We start from the raw sequence: 15431 nt of genomic DNA, 5'->3' as shown, positions 1-15431 counted from the left end.
ACCGATCGGCCGTTCCGTTACGCGCGATTGGGTAACGTCACGACATAGCGATATCCGGTTTTCGGCGATCCCCGAACCGTCATCGTGCCACCGTGCAAGCGCACCAGTTGGGCGGCAAACAACAAGCCCAGTTTCTCTCGAGAGCGTTCGAGGGGTATTTTTTCTAATTCTGGCAGAACCTCGATCGCCTGTCGATCGCGGTCGTTCTCTTCCCAGGCGAGAATGCGATCGGGTAGGGGGGTCGAGTCGTCGAGAACCCCGTCGTTCGGTTCGGCGACGTTCTCGGGAACGGGAATACCACAGAGTTCTAACTCGCTGGCAGGAAGACTTTCCCCCAACCAGGGATGGGATGCCCACACGGACAGTTCCATGGCGTCTTCGGGCGTCCGGGCAACGCGCACGCGCACCGTGCATCCGGTTTCGGCAGCGTGAACGACGCGGGAGACGGCGTGATAGAGAATTTGTTGGACTAAATCTTTATCGAGCGTCCAAATGCGATCGACGGCTTCGACGGACTCGTTGATTTGCTGTTCTCGGCGTCGGGCGACGGGTTCGAGGGTTTTCAGGACTTGCTGGCAGAGCATTTCCATATCGATTGAGGTCAGCGATCGCGCTGCACTCGATTCTTTGAGCGATCGCAACATTAAAATCTCTTCGACGAGAGAGAGCAAATACTGGCCGCTATCGTGGATGATTTTTAAATATTCCTTTTGTTTGCGCCGCAGGGGTCCGTAAATTTCGCGGTTGAGAACGCTCGTCATTCCCATGACCGAGGTGAGGGGAGTTCGCAATTCTTGAAGCAGGCGATCGAGCAGTTCGGTTTTGATCTGATTGGTCGAGAGGATATCTTCGAGGGGGCTAGAGGTGGCGAGCGGGGTCGCGGGCATCGGCATCGGCGATCGCGTTTCGGCTAGGGTTTCGATCGATGCGTACATCCGTTCTACCTCTCGCATGGCCAGTCGCGCGGCCAGTTCGACAAACTGAACTTCGCGTTTGGCAAACCGGCGCGGCGCTAAATCCATCACCGCCAACGTACCGAAACAATGTCCCGCCGCCGAAACGAGGGGGACGCCGAGATACGCTCGCACGCCGTACTGTCCCACCAGGAATCGATGGGCGAATTCCGAGTGAGAGGCCGTGTCGCGAATCGACAGCAGTTGTTGCGTTTCGACGATGTGGTTACAGAAGGACTCGCTCCGTTTCGTGCGCTTTAGCGTCGCCAGGGCAGTGAGGTCTTCTCTCGCGTCGAGAGACCGGGCGGTAATCCACTGCCAATCGCGATCGAGCAAGCCCACGACGGCGATCGGCACGTCGAGCGCTCGAGCCACCGTTTGCACGGCTTCCTCGAACGGGGGAATCGATTCCATCTCGAGCAAGCCGGAGTCAACCAGGGCTTGAAGGCGTTGTTGTTCTCGATCGATCTCGGTCATGACAGTTGGCGCGGCAAACAATTATCTCAAAATCGGGGGTTATTGCAGCCCTGGATGGTCGAACAGCGCCGCTAAGACACGCACGCCGCGAAGTTGGTTGGACAGGGGGAGGTGGCCTTTCGGCGCGCTCGCGTCCCAGGTAAATTCTTGGGGAAAACGAGTCCAGCTATTGCCCGTTTTCCAGCCGAGTTTCGGCCAGAGTTTGTCCCAGTTTTTGCGAACGCCCAGCCATAACTTGCGCTGGACGGAAAACCCGAATTTTCCGTTCGAGTAGGCGACCCACAGGCGATCGATGGTTTGTAAGTCAGTGGCGGGAATGTTATCGACTTCCGTAAAATACAACCACGACCGCGCGGCAGCGTCTTCACCACCGAGCTGACAGAGCAACTGGCGGGTCAAATCGTCGGCATCTCGGAACCGTTCTTCGGCTAGGAGCGTCTGAAGGGGGGTGTAGTCGATGCCACGTTCGGAGTCGAGAGTCAGCGGACTCGAGAGGGTGGGATCGGTCATGAGCCTGTTGGGTGGACTGTCACTGGAACTTCTTATTTTCGCAGAATACGACGGATAATGTCGCTGCTCGATTGGGGAATTTCGATCTCGACGAGCTGCACGCGGCCGCCACAGGCCCGAACGGCGGGGGCTTCGGGGAGGCTGTCGGGTCGATAGTCGCCCCCTTTGACGTAAATGTCGGGTTTTAAGACTTCGATCGTCGCCGTTGCCGTGGTTTCCGGAAAAATGACGACGCCGTCTACAGGTTTGAGGGCAGCGAGGAGTTCTGCCCGTTGTTCTTGGGGAACGATCGGGCGCGGGGGGAATTCGGGGGGTTGCGGTTTGATGGCAGCCACCGAGCGATCGCTGTTGAGACCGACGACGAGGGCGCGGCCGAGTTGTTTGGCGGTGTGGAGATAGCGCACGTGACCGCAATGCAGGAGATCGAAACAGCCGTTGGTGAACACCAGCGGACGCCAGCGTTCGGGATCGGCCTCGACGGCCGCTTTGAGATCGGGGAGTGCGTACAAACCAGCTATCATGTGGGAAAGTTTGAGGTTGGCTGTCTCGAGAGGCCGGGGTCGAGAAAATGGCGTCGAGAGGACGTGACGGAGACGGCCGGCCGTTGGGAAAACGACCTTCGGCCGCAGTTGGAAACGAGGGTTTTCAGGTTTGACACGCTCGTTCGGCTCTCGATCGCTCTGCCGACCGATCCCTTTACCAAATAGTATCAGCCCGTGCGTGAAATCTCCGAACGAGGCGATCGAAACCCGTCACAGAATTGCGATCGCCTCGTCATTGTTTTGTCATATCTGATGTTTATTCTGATAATCAGTCAGTCCGAGCCAGTTAGCCCAATGGGTCGGTTCCTCAAACCCGGCGCTCCTCACACCCAGTTTGACTCGGACTGACGTTTTCCTCGACTGGACATACGCAGTCACCCAGTTTGTCGTTTGGGAAATGCCCACCCACTTCTGGATTTAAGGGAATTAGTACCGAATTGCGTCAGTCCTACTCGAGTCGTCTTTTCCGTCTTTTCCGTCTTTTTAGTAAGATCGATCTACGAGGTGAATTTATCTTGCCCACACCTGCAAACTTATCCGAGCGTTACAGCTCACAAACTTCCCCTTCAGACGTGCCACAGTCTTCTTCTCCGAAATTTCGCGCCCTGGGTTATCTTGCCGTGTTTCTGCTCGGCGGGGGCGTGGCTTGGGTCGCCAACGAACGGTTAACGCCTTCTTCGCCGATGGCAGAGACGCCCTCGGCGGTATCGGACGTCGCGACCCCTACACCGACAACAGCCGACTCGACGAATGCATCGCCACCCCCCGCAACGACTGCAACCGTACCCATTACACCAACGAACTTCGTCACCGAGGCGGTCAACCGGGTCGGGCCGGCGGTGGTTCGCATCGACGCCGAACGTACGGTCACATCGCCTCAAGGTCTGACACCCTTTGACGATCCGTTTCTCCAGCAGTTTTTCGGTGTCCCTCAAGTCCCTCAAGAGCGAGTTCAGCGGGGGTCGGGTTCCGGTTTCGTTCTCAATACGAACGGTCACATCGTCACCAACGCTCACGTAGTCGATGGGGCAGATGCAGTTACGGTAACGCTTAAGGACGGTCGCACCTTCGACGGCCGCGTTGTCGGCAGCGACTCGGTTACAGACGTAGCTGTGGTACAAATCGAGGCCGACGACCTGCCGACGTTGAGTTTGGCCGATTCCGATCGCTTGCAGCCGGGAGAATGGGCGATCGCCATCGGCAACCCCCTCGGACTCGACAATACGGTCACGACGGGAATTATTAGCGCCACGGGGCGATCGAGCAGTGAAATCGGCGTTCCAGACAAGCGCGTCGAGTTTATCCAAACGGACGCCGCCATCAACCCCGGCAACTCGGGCGGGCCGCTACTCAACCAGAACGGCGACGTTATCGGCATGAACACGGCCATCATTCAAAACGCCCAAGGTCTCGGTTTTGCCATTCCCTCGAATACGGTCTCTCGCATCGCTGAAGAACTGATCGCCACCGGTCGCGTTCGACATCCCTATTTGGGCATTCAAATGGTGGCGCTGACGCCGGAGGTCAAAAACAGTCTCAACCGCAACCCCAACAGCGGCTTGACGGTCGAGGAAGACGAGGGCATTCTCATCGTTCGCGTGATGGCGAATTCTCCAGCGGCTGAAGCGGGACTTCGTGCTGGCGACGTTCTTCTGGCGATCGACGGCGAAGCCGTAAAAACCGCCGACGAGGTTCAGCAAGCGGTTGCCGAAATGGAAGTCGATCGTGCGTTAACGCTCGAACTCAAGCGCAACGGCGAACCCCTCACGTTAGAGGTTCGGACGGGAGCGTTAGACGCGGCGCAACCGTGAGATAACGAGGGTTGACAAAAATCTCTGATTGTGGTATGAGCCACGACATCGAGGTAGCGGCACGAAATCCCATCTCTGAGGGAGGGAGCGAACTCAAATTCCGATGAAAATTGGAGTTTTCCGGCGAACTTCAATTTTTTTCAAAAAAACTTGTCAAACGTTGCGGACGCTCTCAAGGCTGAATTGCATTTAGTACAATAGGCAGACTGATACTTAAGTATTGGGTTATTGTCGGCCGCGAGTGGAAACGACAGACCGTCCCGAAAGAATGCCCCGATCGAACGGGCATTCTCTGGAGTCTGGTGTTTTTCTGCAACTCCGATAAGGATGTATCTCCGCTCTCAGGAGGGTTTATGAGTTCCTCTTCTCATCAGTTTTCAAATTCTAACGATACGGTGTCGGCAGCGATCGATCCTAGCGATTCCCAACCCTCAGAATCCAAACCATCTGAGGTGGCGAACGCTCCCGAAACGCTTCACCGCCCTACCCCCCCACGCAAGCCCGAACCCCCTCGCGCCCCCGCCCCCCCGCCTCCACCGAAGGCTACATCACAACCGGAGGCGAGCGAGCCAAAACCACCCGAACGTCCGGCACCGATTCCCGCACCGAGCGAACCGAAGCAGTATCGCGCCATCGGCGTGGTGCGAGGTCGTTACGTTCCGTCAGAGGAACAGGTCTCGCGCGGTGAAATCGCGACGGCGGACGGTAACGTGCAAGCGGTACTGCTCGGGCGGGTTTTGAGTTTGGTGAAGAACCATATCGATCTCGAGCAGGATCATCTCTGGGTGGTGTATCCGCGTACTGGACAGAAGGACGGTCAGTTACATTTACAAATTGTGGGCGTTTGGGAGCCGGAAACGCTCCATCAGGACGAAGACGATTCTCAGTTAAAGCCCGTTCCGGCCTCGGAAATCGAAGATGGGTATTTTTCGATTCGCGGGGAAGTCATTTTTTGCTCCCAAGAGCGAAACTGCGTCGTGGTCAAAATCCGACAAGCCCCGCGCAAGCCTAAGCAACCGCCTAAGTTTTTCAAGGTTCAGTTGACTGGATATCCCGAGGGTAAGCTGTTACGGCACTTTTGGGAATTCGACGTCATCCGACAAGGGGAAGACCTTACGATTCGCGATGGCCAAGATATGGGGCCGATGCCTCCGAAACGTCGTTCGAGCCAGAATCGTAAAGGTAAAGGCGGCTCGCACAAACCGTTCAAGCGTAAGGGAGGTCGCCCTCAAGGAAACAACCGCCCTCAAAAAGGGTCGAGCGATCGCCCGCGTCGCACGATCGAATCGCCGCGTAAGTCGGGAGAATCGCCGTCAACTCAGTAATTCGCGAATTTAACCGTCTTGCAGCTCGGTTTCTGCGGTAGAACGGTTGTGGAGATCGCTTCGGTCGTTTCGGGTACGATCGAAGCGGTTCTCTTCACACTTTTTGAAACCGATGACGAATTCTGACGATCGCGGCCGCTTAGTTCTCAATCATTCGACTCACTTAGACGGGTTGATTCCCATTTTGGAACGTCTCGTTCGGTGTCGCGGCATCCGAACGGTGACGCCGGGGGTCATCGGACGAGCGAAGGGTCACGTTCCCCAGTTGAAGGTGCGGGTGTCCGTGCCGATTCGCGGTGGCTTTAAGGCGATCGCCCGATATGGGAAAACGGTACAAGAGGTGTTCGTGTTAACTACGCTCTCGAAAGGGGAGCTGGAAACCACCCTGGCGCAGCTTTTGAACGGATAGCGTTTTGTCGAGCCGGGGAGAGGAGCCGGGGAGCCGGGGAGAAGGAAGAAACTGTCAACTGTCTCCACTGTTCACTGCTTACTGTTTACTGCTCACTGTAAAAGACGGGTGACTCTTCCTCGAGCTAGCGACGCTCGGGCGCGAACGGCGAGTTCGTCGTCTTCTCGTTCGAGACTCTCGAAGCAGGTGGCAATGGTTTCGAGGCGATCGCTTAATTCGGCGGTGAGATTTGACCCCAAGGTTTCTAAACCGACGATGGCGGCGTAACGAACCACCCATTCGGGATCTCGGGTCGTTGGCAACAGCGTATCGAGAGCTTTTTGTTGGGAGACCGGGCGATCGCACTCGGGAAGATCTGTCCAATGCAAGGAACCGAGACCTTTGGCTGCCCCACGACGCACGCTGAGGGCAAAATCGCTCGCTGCTCCGACGAGGATCTCCAGCGCGCGGGGATCGCGGATTTCCGATAACGCCCGGATCGCCCAGGCTCTCGCGCCGTAATTGTAGCTGTCGAGCTGTTCGAGAAGCGGCACGACGGCAGGTTTGCCAATGCCGACCAAGCCACCGACGGCGGCGACGGCCGCACCGGGATTGTTAAATCCGAGAACGCGAATTAAGGTGGGAATGGCGGCGGGATCGCGAGCGGCGGCCAGGGTTCGCACGGCAGCGAGGAGGCTGGCCGCAGAATCGGCGCGATCGATCTCGGCAATCAGGGCTTCGACAGGCATGGGTGAGGAATTGGCAGTCTGAGACTGGAACATTGAAGGGAAACCCGAATATCGACAAACTCTCGTTATGGGGTTGACAAAACAAGAGTTTTGTGGTATGTGCTGCTTATAGCAAGCGATCCATGTACTGCATGACTTCGACGATCGCGCTGTCGAGGTGGGGCGCGTCAGTGTCGAGGTTCTTCTCGAGAATTCCTTTGAGAGCAATGAGTTTGAGGCTGTTTTCCGCGTGAGTTTCGGAAACGGCCTCGGCGGCGTCGAGATAGCCGATCGCGCCCAAGTCCATCAAGGCAGCACGGCGCAGTTGTAAGTCCCGTTCTCGCAACGCCCGCACCAAGCGATCGCCGTACTGGGTATCTCCCGTCAGTTGGTACAGAGCGCGAGAGGCGGCGTACTGAACGCGGGGAACGGGATGGTCTAAAAACGGTTGGATATCTGAGAGCGCGTCGGTGGCGTGGAGGGTGCCGAGGGCTTCTAAAACAGAGTCGTAGGGCTGTACGAGGTGAGGTTTGCCGGGAACGAAAACGGCGGCTTCGACGCCTCCTTCGAGGAGTTTGACGAGGGGCCGAATCGCTCGCGCGTCGCCGAGTTCTTCGAGGGCTTGGGCGGCAGACTCGCGCACGTAATAGTCGTGACAGCTCAAACTGTCGATGAGGGGAGAAACTGCCCGGTCGTCGCCGAGTTTGCCGAGGGCTTTGGCCGCGTTCCGTCGCAGGGGATAGCCTCCGTCGGGAGAGCGATCGCGATCGTCAGATAAGGCGTCGATTAAAGCGGCGATCGCGGCGTTTTCGCGGACGCGAAACCTACCCAGCCACCAAGCGGCATAGTAGCGGGCGCTGGGGTCTTCAGTTTGTTTGAGGTTCGCGATCGCCTGCTCGATCGTCATCGATGGGGCAGGGATCGCGTCAACCTGAGATGACGGTTGCATGAACGATCGTAATGAACCTAACCTTCTGATTCTCCTTCAGAAGACGCGTTCGGGTCAAACGAAACGGGTTCGATGTTCACGATTTCGCCGCCCATACGCACGATGCGCTGCATTTCTTGGTTCATGCGACTGTAAGGAACCGTGAAAACCACGGTATCGCTCCGGCGAATCGGATAACCGTTTTTGTCCGTTTCGGGATTTTGTCGCAGTCCGCGAACTTCATAGCGAAACAGGCGACCGCCCGAGGGGGTGTTAGCGGTTCCGCCAATAGCTGTAGAACCCATCATGGTGTTTGAGACTCCTTCAATCTACCAATTGGCGTGCGGGGACGATGGACGCCCCGCACTGATGCGATCTAGCGATTCAAACTCGACCTAGTTAGCCGGTTCGATGCTGGCAATTTTTCCGCCTTCCCGTCGGACGCGTTGCAGGGTTTCCGTCAGGCGATCGTAAGGTACGAAAAACGCCTGAGAACTGCGACGCACGGTTGGCGTTCCGCCACGGCGGAGATTGTTGGGATAGTTGCGTCCCAACAGTTTGGTGACTTCGACGCGGTACACGCGATTAGCAGACTCGCCGATACCGCCGAAACCGAAGGAGCGCGACGGCGCCACGCCCGCTTTCGAGGGACGATACGCCCAGCCGTCGTTGCTACCCGAAGGACCGACAATGGCAGAGGCTCGGTTGCGAGCCAGTTCTGCGGCTAAGCGAGATTCGGTTCCGCGCAGTTGGGCGCGATCGCTGTTGGCATAACCGCGATACAGTTGGAACATCCGGGTGAAGCCCACGGTTTTTTGTCCCCACTGGATATCGAAACCGCGATAGTACGGCACTACGTTTTCGCCGAAGCTTTCGAGGTACTCCGTCGAGTCGATATAGGAATCGATATCGGCGTCGTACCCTTGGTTTTGATAGCGATCGAGGTGTTCGACCACTTCAGCTTCGTCTAACGGCGCGCGACCGAGTAAGTGTTTGCAGTTGAGCTCGATAAACCGAGTCTGAAAGCTGTTGTAGAAGAACTTCTTCTTGTATAATTCAGATTTCGCCACGGCGCGAACGAACTCGCGGACGGAAATACTGCCGTCGCACAGGAGCGATTCGGCACTCGTCAGCCGCTCGGAGGCCATAACGTAATCGTTACCGAGTAGCTGACGGTAAACCGCCCGAATCGCTGTTTGAGCGTCGGTTTCCGTCCAGTTCGGACGTAGTTCGACGGGCGAGGCATCTGCAAAGGCCGACGTGCCTAAACGAGATGCTGCTGTGGTAATAGCCAAATTCAAATCCTCCTGTTCGATAGCGTTATCTGCAAAAGCAGCTCGACGCTCAAGCGGGAGTCACGCTAAGGACTCGTCCGCCCGATCGGTTAATGCGTTGGAGCTGGGCTGATAGACTGTCGTAAGATACGACGTATTCGGTGGTGAGCTGACGGACTTGAGGACCGCGACGGGCTGCTGATTGCAACACGCGCACGCGATACCGCTGTTCGCGATCGCCTCCAGTGTTGCCCGAAAGGACTTGACGCGTCGATGGCGTCCGCACGGGAGACGACAGGTTGCGCCCGAGTTCCCAGGTCAGCCAGCCTTGGGTTTGCCGTTGGGCGCGATCGCTGTTGGCGTAACCGCGATATAGCTGGAACATCCGGTTAAAGCCAACAGTTTTTTGTCCGCGCTGGGTCTCGAAACCGCGATAGTAGGGAACGACGTTTTCTCCAAAGCACTCGCGGTACTCTTCCGAGTCGATGTAGGAATCGATGTCGGCGTCGTACCCTTCGTTTTGGTAGAGATCGTTGTGAAATGCGATTTCGGTTTCGTCGTAGGGCGCGCGACCGAGCAGGTGCTTGTAGTTGAGTTCGGTAAACCGAGTTTGAAAGTTGTTATAGAAAAACTTGGTTTTGTAAAGCTCGGATTTGGCGACGGCACGCACGAAGTCTTTGACGGTGATGCTCCCGTCGCACAGGAGCGATTCGGCACTTTCGAGCCGTTCCGAACTCATCACGTATTCGTTGCCGAGTAACTGGCGATAGACGGCGCGAACGGCAACTTTCGCGTCTTCTTCGCTCCAGTTGGGGCGCAATTCGATGCGGTTAGCATCTGAAAAGGCAGAGGTACCCAATCGAGATGCGGCTACAGTAATCGCCATGGGACAGACCTCTCGTTTTTTTAACAAACAACCGATGAATATAAAAACAGCCCGGAACAACAAACAACTGCGAGCGCAATGCTGGTAGCCGCTTGCCGTTCCGGGCTAGAAAAAGCGATCTAGCTCAGAGCGTTAATCGCGTAGTCGATGTAGGAGTTCGCTTCGACGGCAGAATCTCCGCTCAGACCGTGGTTGGCCTTGATGTATTTCAGGGCTTCAACGTACCAGCTCGGAGACAGTTCGAAGGTGCGGTTGATTTCGTCGAGACCAGCAACGAGGTATTCATCCATCGGGCCCGTACCACCAGCCACGAGGCAGTAGGTCACCATACGCAGGTAGTAGCCGATGTCGCGAGAGCACTTCGCTTTGCCTTCAGGGCTAGAAGCGTAGTTTGCCCCTTGCATTTGAGTGGTGTAAGGGAATTTGTTATACACCGCTTGAGCGGCACCGTCGATCAGAGACTGAGATTTGTCGGTCAGTTGACGGGCAGCTTGCAAGCCGGCATTGGCTTGACGGAAACGACCGAACGCGGTTTGGAGTTCGGTGCTGCTGAGGAAGCGACCTTGAGAATCTGCTGCAGCGACTGCTTCGGTTAACGGGGTCTTCATTGTTGAGTAATCTCCTTTTTGACTGTCAAAACGATTTTCAAATTGAGATGTCCGCTAAGCGGACTCGAGGAAACTGAGCTACTGTGCGATTTACGCAACAGCGGCAGCCGCGCGATCGAAGTAGGTTCCGATTTCAGACATCAGGCTGCTGCAATCTCCAGGGGTGATACCAGCGGGATCGCCCACGATTTGCAGGGCAGCTTCTTTCATTTTTTGAACGCCGACGGCTACGGACGCACCGGGAGTTCCGAGAGCGACGTAGGTTTCGCGCAGACCGTTCAAGCAACGATCGTCGAGAACGCTGGCATCGCCAGAGAAAACTGCGTAGGTGACGTAGCGCAGGATGATTTCCATGTCGCGCAAGCAAGCAGCCATGCGACGGTTGGTGTAAGCGTTTCCACCCGGAGCGATCAGTTGGGGTTGCTCGGCGAACAGGGCGCGAGCGGCATTGGAGACGATGGTGGAAGCGTTGCTCGTGATGCGGTTGACCGCGTCAATGCGTTTGTTGCTGTCGGCAACCATTTGTTGCAGCGCGTCGAGCTGACCAGCAGAGAGGTACTCGCCACGAGCGTCGGCTTGAGAAACAACCTTAGTGAATGCGTCGAACATGAATGAATCTCCTACTTAGTTTGAGATGGGCTTGGTCTAGATTCAAACGAGATCTGTTATCGCTTTGGCTCCTAGACGGAACCCGGGACGACCGACAAGTCTTTGAGTTGAGGGTTCGGCGCGATCGCGCTCTCTTTTTATTCTGTCTTCGTCGGTGCTGTCGTCTCGACCACCCACGGCGTTTCTCAGAAAACTGAGAAAATTCGACAGTTATATGAGAGAGGCGACGAACGGCTGAAATTCAATTTTCACTTGTCGTTCGTGTCCTTCCGATAAACTTTATACACTGCTACCGAGTGTTTTTGAATTACGTTTTGTAAAGATTTTGAGTGGAGTGAGATCGAACGGATAACGCGACAATTTCGCGCTCGGCCGACCGGTCGGTTTCCGACTCGCTGTCGCATTAACCTCGACAGAACGGGAATTCGACGCGATCGCCACGGACAGGCATTCGGCCGGTTTGCCAACCCACACCCGTATGACGACTGACGGTCGGTTTGCCCGATTCACGCAAACGCACTCAGAAACTTCTTGACATACTCCCCAGCCTGAAGGCGTGGGGATTCTCCAGACCTCACGGTTCTAGATTTCTGGTTCGGCGACAACCCTTACTACCCATTGTTGCCAATAAGTACCAGAGGGGTTTATCTCCCCAGACGTTTTCCCCATTACAGAGGAGGTTTCGGTATGCCCTACCGTACCTGATAATCTACTGAAAAATTGACTTTCTGTACTTGAGGACAGGGGGGGCGAACTCGGTTCGCCACCGTGAGATGTCCGTGTTGCTTAGAGCTTTTACCTGTTCGAGCTTTCCCGAACAGAACCCGCTAACTCTAGTTTTCAAGGTTCGGATGCCTCGATTAGAGGCTCGGTTTTTAGACGGGTCAAATACCGTTCCAATTCTCTGACATCATAGCAAAGTCGCCCTGCAAGGCTTGCCCTGAGCTAAGTCGAAGGCTTGCCCTGAGCCAAGTCGAAGGCTTGCCCTGAGCCAAGTCGAAGGCTTGCCCTGAGCCAAGTCGAAGGGGGCGAGGCTTTAGACCCAAATTTTTGGTAACTCGCAATCTGGGATGCGAGGGAACGTTACAATTCGATAACGCCCCATGCTGCCAACGCAACAGCGATCGCACCGAGAGTTAACAGAACGCCGCCAGTCGCGGCTAGGGCGTTCCACAGTCGCACCACCGTTGGAGACGGGGCTTTTTGCCAATCCCAACGGGGCGGCGGACAGACATACGATCCCAGCATCCAAGGATAACTTCGCCGTTTTTGCGAAAAATATCCCAAGGATTCGAGGAGCGATCGGTAGTCGTCACCGTAACGCGGCATCCGCTCGAACGGTAACTCACCGCGATCGCGCTGAGGTAAAACGCGCCGTCGTTGATAGGGAACCGTATCGTCGCCGAACTGGGTCAGATACTCTTCGCTATCGAGGAGCGTTTCGATAAATCCCTGAAGTCCTCGAGTTGCCAGGACGATCGACCAGGAGAGTTTTTCGCGATCGTTGTACGCCTCGCGTCCGAGCAACCGTCTGAGGCACATCTGCGCGAAACGAGAGTTATTGTTCGTTTCGTAGTTGTACCGACGGAAGACATCGGAGGTGGCTAACCCCCGAATAAAATCTCGCACGGAGATTTCACCGTACCGCAACTGAGACTCTAACGCCTGCTGGCGGTTACATTCGAGGATTTGTTGCTCGTTAAACACCTGACGGTAAGCTGCGCGAATCAACTCGTCCATTTCAACACCACTGAGGGCGTTATCGGTGGAGTAAACTCGCGGTTGCTCGTCTCCCGGCACTTCAAAACCCGCTACGCGCTGGTTTTGACTCGAGAGAGGATAACTCAGCAAAGGGAGTGTCATAAAAAACCTCCGCAAAGAAAACGATCTCAGAACGAGCTGAAATCTTTTGGGTTGACGCTCCTCGAGCCAACGCTTTTAGGAGTGCCAACGGAACTAGAGCTAACGCAAAACCCGAACCTTTCTAACGGTGCGATTGTTCTTCACTGTAGGAGGCCGTGTCGATCGCGTCTAGGTTATCGGTCGCAAATGTTACAGAAATAAATTATTCGTGATGTAGCTCAACAGTTCGCTCGAAAACAAACGTTACATTCGGCAGTCGTAATTCCTGAAAATCTCGACGATCGAGCGATTTTATGCCCCCCACCGTCCGATCGGCGATCGTTACATTTCTCAATAGCTCGATCGTTTGTTGACATTCTCGTCCGAGTCGGGGGATTACCGAGTCCCACAGATGCGATCGCCAAAATCCCTCGGTAACATAGACAGCATCGGCACGCTGTTTCCCAACCATGAGCGAACACTTTTCTTCTCAACCCGACCCCCGTTCCATTTCCCCCACCGGTTCGGATGCGATTCCCCCAGACTTACAACCGTCAATGGCGATCGCAGGACGCTATCGCGTGCTGACTGCCCTGAGCCACCACCCGAGCGCTCGCACCTTCTTCGTCGCCGACGAACACAAGCCCACGCAAACCTTTTGCGCCGTCGCCACCCGTCCGGCGGACGCTCCCCTGTCTCGCGAGACCCTCGTGCGTTGGGAACAACTGAGCCAACACCCTCACGTTCCCACCCTGCTGGCCAGCTTCGATCGCGACGGCCGACAGTACCTCGTCCAAGAGTACGTCATGGGGCAAAGCGCCCACCAACACCTTCTCGAATCCGGTTCCTGGCGCGAAGCCCAAATTCGCCAACTCCTCGACGACGTTCTCCCAGTTCTCAGCGACCTCCACGACAAAAAACTGGTTCATCGCGACATCAAACCTCACAACCTCATCCGTCGTCAATCCGATAACCGCTGGATTCTCGTCGATTTCGGTTCCCTGCACTGTCACGCCGTTCCCAGCTCTCCCAATCCCCTGACGGGGTCTGCCGAATACGCCGCCCCCGAACAACTCCAAGGACATCCCCTCCCCCAAAGCGATCTGTACAGTCTCGGCGTTACCTGTTTGTACTTGCTGACAGATACTTCCCCCTTCGAGCTTTACGACGATCGCCACGACGTTTGGAACTGGCGGAGTCGCTGTCGCTACCCCGTAAGCGATCGCCTGGCGCGAATTCTCGATCTCATGGTGGCGCGAGAACTCCCCCATCGTTACGCCAACGCCCGAGCGGTCTTAAAAGACCTCCATCGTCGCGATCGCGCTCCCATCTTAACCTCGCTCCTCCTCGCTCGCCCCGCCCTGCTCGCCTTGCTCGCCATTTCCTTTGGCAGCAGTCTCCTCCAACTCGGTTTCGACCGGCAACCTCAACCGATCGCCGGCCAACCCGACGTCGCTCCCCTTCCCCACGAACCCCTCGATTCTCAATTGGAAACGGCCTTACCCCCGCAAATCCTCGCTCGCAGTCCGGGGGCGGTGTGGTCGGTCGCCGTCAGTCCCGACGGTCGGTCGATCGTGGCGGGGACATCGACGGGAGCGCTCGACCTGCGGCATCTCGATCGCGACTGCTCGGACGGAAACTGTCCGGCAAGTTCGAGCGTCGCCGCCCACACTGCCCCCGTGTGGTCCGTCGCCGTCAGTCCCGACGGTCGGACTATCGCCACGACGGGCGAAGATCGGACGATTCGACTGTGGGGCTACCAGCGACGGGAGTTGCTCGCCACCTGGAACGGCCACGACGCTGAAATCTACGATATCGCCTTCAGTCCGAACGGCCGCGTTCTGGCCAGCGCCAGTTCTGACGGAACGGTGAAGATCTGGGACGCGACGCCGTCTCCGCGCGATCGCACTTCGACCCCCCTACACACCCTCAACGGACATCGCGACGAGGTTAAATCTCTGGCATTCAGCCCCAACGGACGCCTACTCGTCACCGCCAGTTCTGACGGAACGGTGAAAATGTGGGATTGGCAGACGGGACAGTATTTGAAAACGCTCGTCCATCTCGACGTTCCCATTTGGTCGGTCGCCGTCAGTCCCGACGGTCGAACCGTGGCGACGGGAAGCGCCGACGGCCGGGTGCGCCTGTGGGATACGGGGAACGGTCGCCGTTTGCGCGTGTTGACCAATCACGAGAATCTGGTTCAATCGTTAGCGTTCGGTCCCGACCCCGTGTTTTCTTCGGCTGGGGTGGGATACATTCTCGCCAGTGCCGATGTTAACGGAACGATTTTTCTGTGGGAAACCGATACGGGCGCGATCCTCGGGACGCTCGAACAACACGCGGGCTGGGCTGATTTAGCATTCAGCCCCGACGGTCACCGTTTGGTTAGCGGTGGGTTTGACGGGGCGGTCAAAGTGTTAGACGTGTCGCAGTTCAGTCGGTAGGGCGCGATCGCTTCAGGGACGGTTTTTCTATCTCGTCTCGGTTTTGACTCAGCCTGATTGGGGCGATCGCTGGGCTGAAGAACGAGCGATCGCCTCCTTCCCG

Annotated in this window: 16 protein-coding genes; 4 read left to right on the top strand and 12 right to left on the bottom strand. The window is 56.5% G+C overall.

All coding sequences use genetic code 11. The annotated features are described in order from the left end of the window. Positions 1-17: 17 nt before the first annotated feature. Genes GEI7105_RS0108335 through GEI7105_RS0108325 form a run of 3 tightly spaced genes read right to left on the bottom strand, consistent with a single transcriptional unit; the run spans position 18 to position 2461 of the window. Positions 18-1430, bottom strand: a complete 1413-nt coding sequence (locus tag GEI7105_RS0108335) for a GAF domain-containing sensor histidine kinase (protein ID WP_017660020.1) — start codon at positions 1428-1430, stop codon at positions 18-20. A gap of 39 nt (positions 1431-1469) precedes the next feature. Further along, positions 1470-1940 carry a GUN4 domain-containing protein gene (locus GEI7105_RS29670; RefSeq protein ID WP_017660019.1) on the bottom strand — a complete coding sequence of 157 codons (471 nt, stop codon included), beginning with the start codon at positions 1938-1940 and terminating at the stop codon, positions 1470-1472. A gap of 32 nt (positions 1941-1972) precedes the next feature. After that, positions 1973-2461, bottom strand: a complete 489-nt coding sequence (locus GEI7105_RS0108325) for an adenylyltransferase/cytidyltransferase family protein (RefSeq protein WP_017660018.1) — start codon at positions 2459-2461, stop codon at positions 1973-1975. A 593-nt stretch (positions 2462-3054) separates the two neighbouring features. Here GEI7105_RS0108325 and GEI7105_RS0108315 point away from each other — a divergent pair. The 3 genes from GEI7105_RS0108315 (at position 3055) to GEI7105_RS0108305 (ending at position 6027) form a co-directional block, all read left to right on the top strand. Next, the gene (locus tag GEI7105_RS0108315; protein WP_017660016.1) at positions 3055-4293 is read left to right on the top strand and encodes an HhoA/HhoB/HtrA family serine endopeptidase; all 1239 of its coding nucleotides are present in this window, start codon (positions 3055-3057) and stop codon (positions 4291-4293) included. Between the two features lie 353 nt (positions 4294-4646). After that, complete coding sequence (gene patR / locus GEI7105_RS29665; protein ID WP_017660015.1) at positions 4647-5618, top strand: heterocyst master regulator PatR; 972 nt, start codon at positions 4647-4649, stop codon at positions 5616-5618. A 112-nt stretch (positions 5619-5730) separates the two neighbouring features. Then, entirely contained in the window at positions 5731-6027 is a 297-nt protein-coding gene (locus GEI7105_RS0108305; protein ID WP_017660014.1) for a DUF2103 domain-containing protein, read from the top strand. A 92-nt stretch (positions 6028-6119) separates the two neighbouring features. On the opposite strand, the gene cpcF is transcribed toward GEI7105_RS0108305, so the two are convergent. The 9 genes from cpcF to GEI7105_RS0108250 form a co-directional block, all read right to left on the bottom strand. After that, the gene (cpcF, locus tag GEI7105_RS0108300; RefSeq protein ID WP_017660013.1) at positions 6120-6755 is read right to left on the bottom strand and encodes a C-phycocyanin alpha-cysteine-84 phycocyanobilin lyase subunit CpcF; all 636 of its coding nucleotides are present in this window, start codon (positions 6753-6755) and stop codon (positions 6120-6122) included. A gap of 106 nt (positions 6756-6861) precedes the next feature. After that, complete coding sequence (cpcE, locus tag GEI7105_RS0108295; protein WP_026097513.1) at positions 6862-7683, bottom strand: C-phycocyanin alpha-cysteine-84 phycocyanobilin lyase subunit CpcE; 822 nt, start codon at positions 7681-7683, stop codon at positions 6862-6864. Positions 7684-7700: 17 nt separating this feature from the next. Continuing rightward, positions 7701-7970 carry a rod-capping linker protein CpcD gene (gene cpcD / locus GEI7105_RS0108290; RefSeq protein ID WP_017660011.1) on the bottom strand — a complete coding sequence of 90 codons (270 nt, stop codon included), beginning with the start codon at positions 7968-7970 and terminating at the stop codon, positions 7701-7703. 87 nt (positions 7971-8057) lie between these two features. Continuing rightward, complete coding sequence (locus GEI7105_RS0108285) at positions 8058-8957, bottom strand: phycobilisome linker polypeptide (protein WP_026097512.1); 900 nt, start codon at positions 8955-8957, stop codon at positions 8058-8060. 49 nt (positions 8958-9006) lie between these two features. Then, a complete protein-coding gene (locus GEI7105_RS0108280; RefSeq protein ID WP_017660009.1) occupies positions 9007-9822 on the bottom strand; it encodes a phycobilisome rod-core linker polypeptide in 816 nt (271 codons plus the stop codon). 119 nt (positions 9823-9941) lie between these two features. Beyond that, the gene (gene cpcA / locus GEI7105_RS0108270; protein WP_017660007.1) at positions 9942-10430 is read right to left on the bottom strand and encodes a C-phycocyanin subunit alpha; all 489 of its coding nucleotides are present in this window, start codon (positions 10428-10430) and stop codon (positions 9942-9944) included. 90 nt (positions 10431-10520) lie between these two features. Continuing rightward, the gene (gene cpcB, locus GEI7105_RS0108265; RefSeq protein ID WP_017660006.1) at positions 10521-11039 is read right to left on the bottom strand and encodes a C-phycocyanin subunit beta; all 519 of its coding nucleotides are present in this window, start codon (positions 11037-11039) and stop codon (positions 10521-10523) included. A gap of 1083 nt (positions 11040-12122) precedes the next feature. Further along, positions 12123-12902 carry a phycobilisome rod-core linker polypeptide gene (locus tag GEI7105_RS0108255; protein WP_017660004.1) on the bottom strand — a complete coding sequence of 260 codons (780 nt, stop codon included), beginning with the start codon at positions 12900-12902 and terminating at the stop codon, positions 12123-12125. A 202-nt stretch (positions 12903-13104) separates the two neighbouring features. Continuing rightward, positions 13105-13353: a hypothetical protein gene (locus tag GEI7105_RS0108250; protein WP_017660003.1), complete on the bottom strand. Its 249-nt coding sequence runs from the start codon at positions 13351-13353 to the stop codon at positions 13105-13107. Between GEI7105_RS0108250 and GEI7105_RS29660 the strand changes: the two genes are divergently transcribed. Then, on the top strand, positions 13352-15328 hold the full coding sequence (locus GEI7105_RS29660; RefSeq protein WP_017660002.1) for a WD40 repeat domain-containing serine/threonine-protein kinase: 1977 nt from the start codon (positions 13352-13354) through the stop codon (positions 15326-15328). The two genes, GEI7105_RS0108250 and GEI7105_RS29660, sit on opposite strands and share 2 nt — an antisense overlap. Positions 15329-15431: the final 103 nt, after the last annotated feature.

The organism is Baaleninema simplex PCC 7105 (assembly GCF_000332355.1).
Lineage (GTDB): Bacteria > Cyanobacteriota > Cyanobacteriia > Cyanobacteriales > Geitlerinemataceae > Baaleninema > Baaleninema simplex.
The sequence above is the reverse complement of the archived record's forward strand: the minus strand, read 5'-3'. Positions and strand labels throughout refer to the sequence as shown.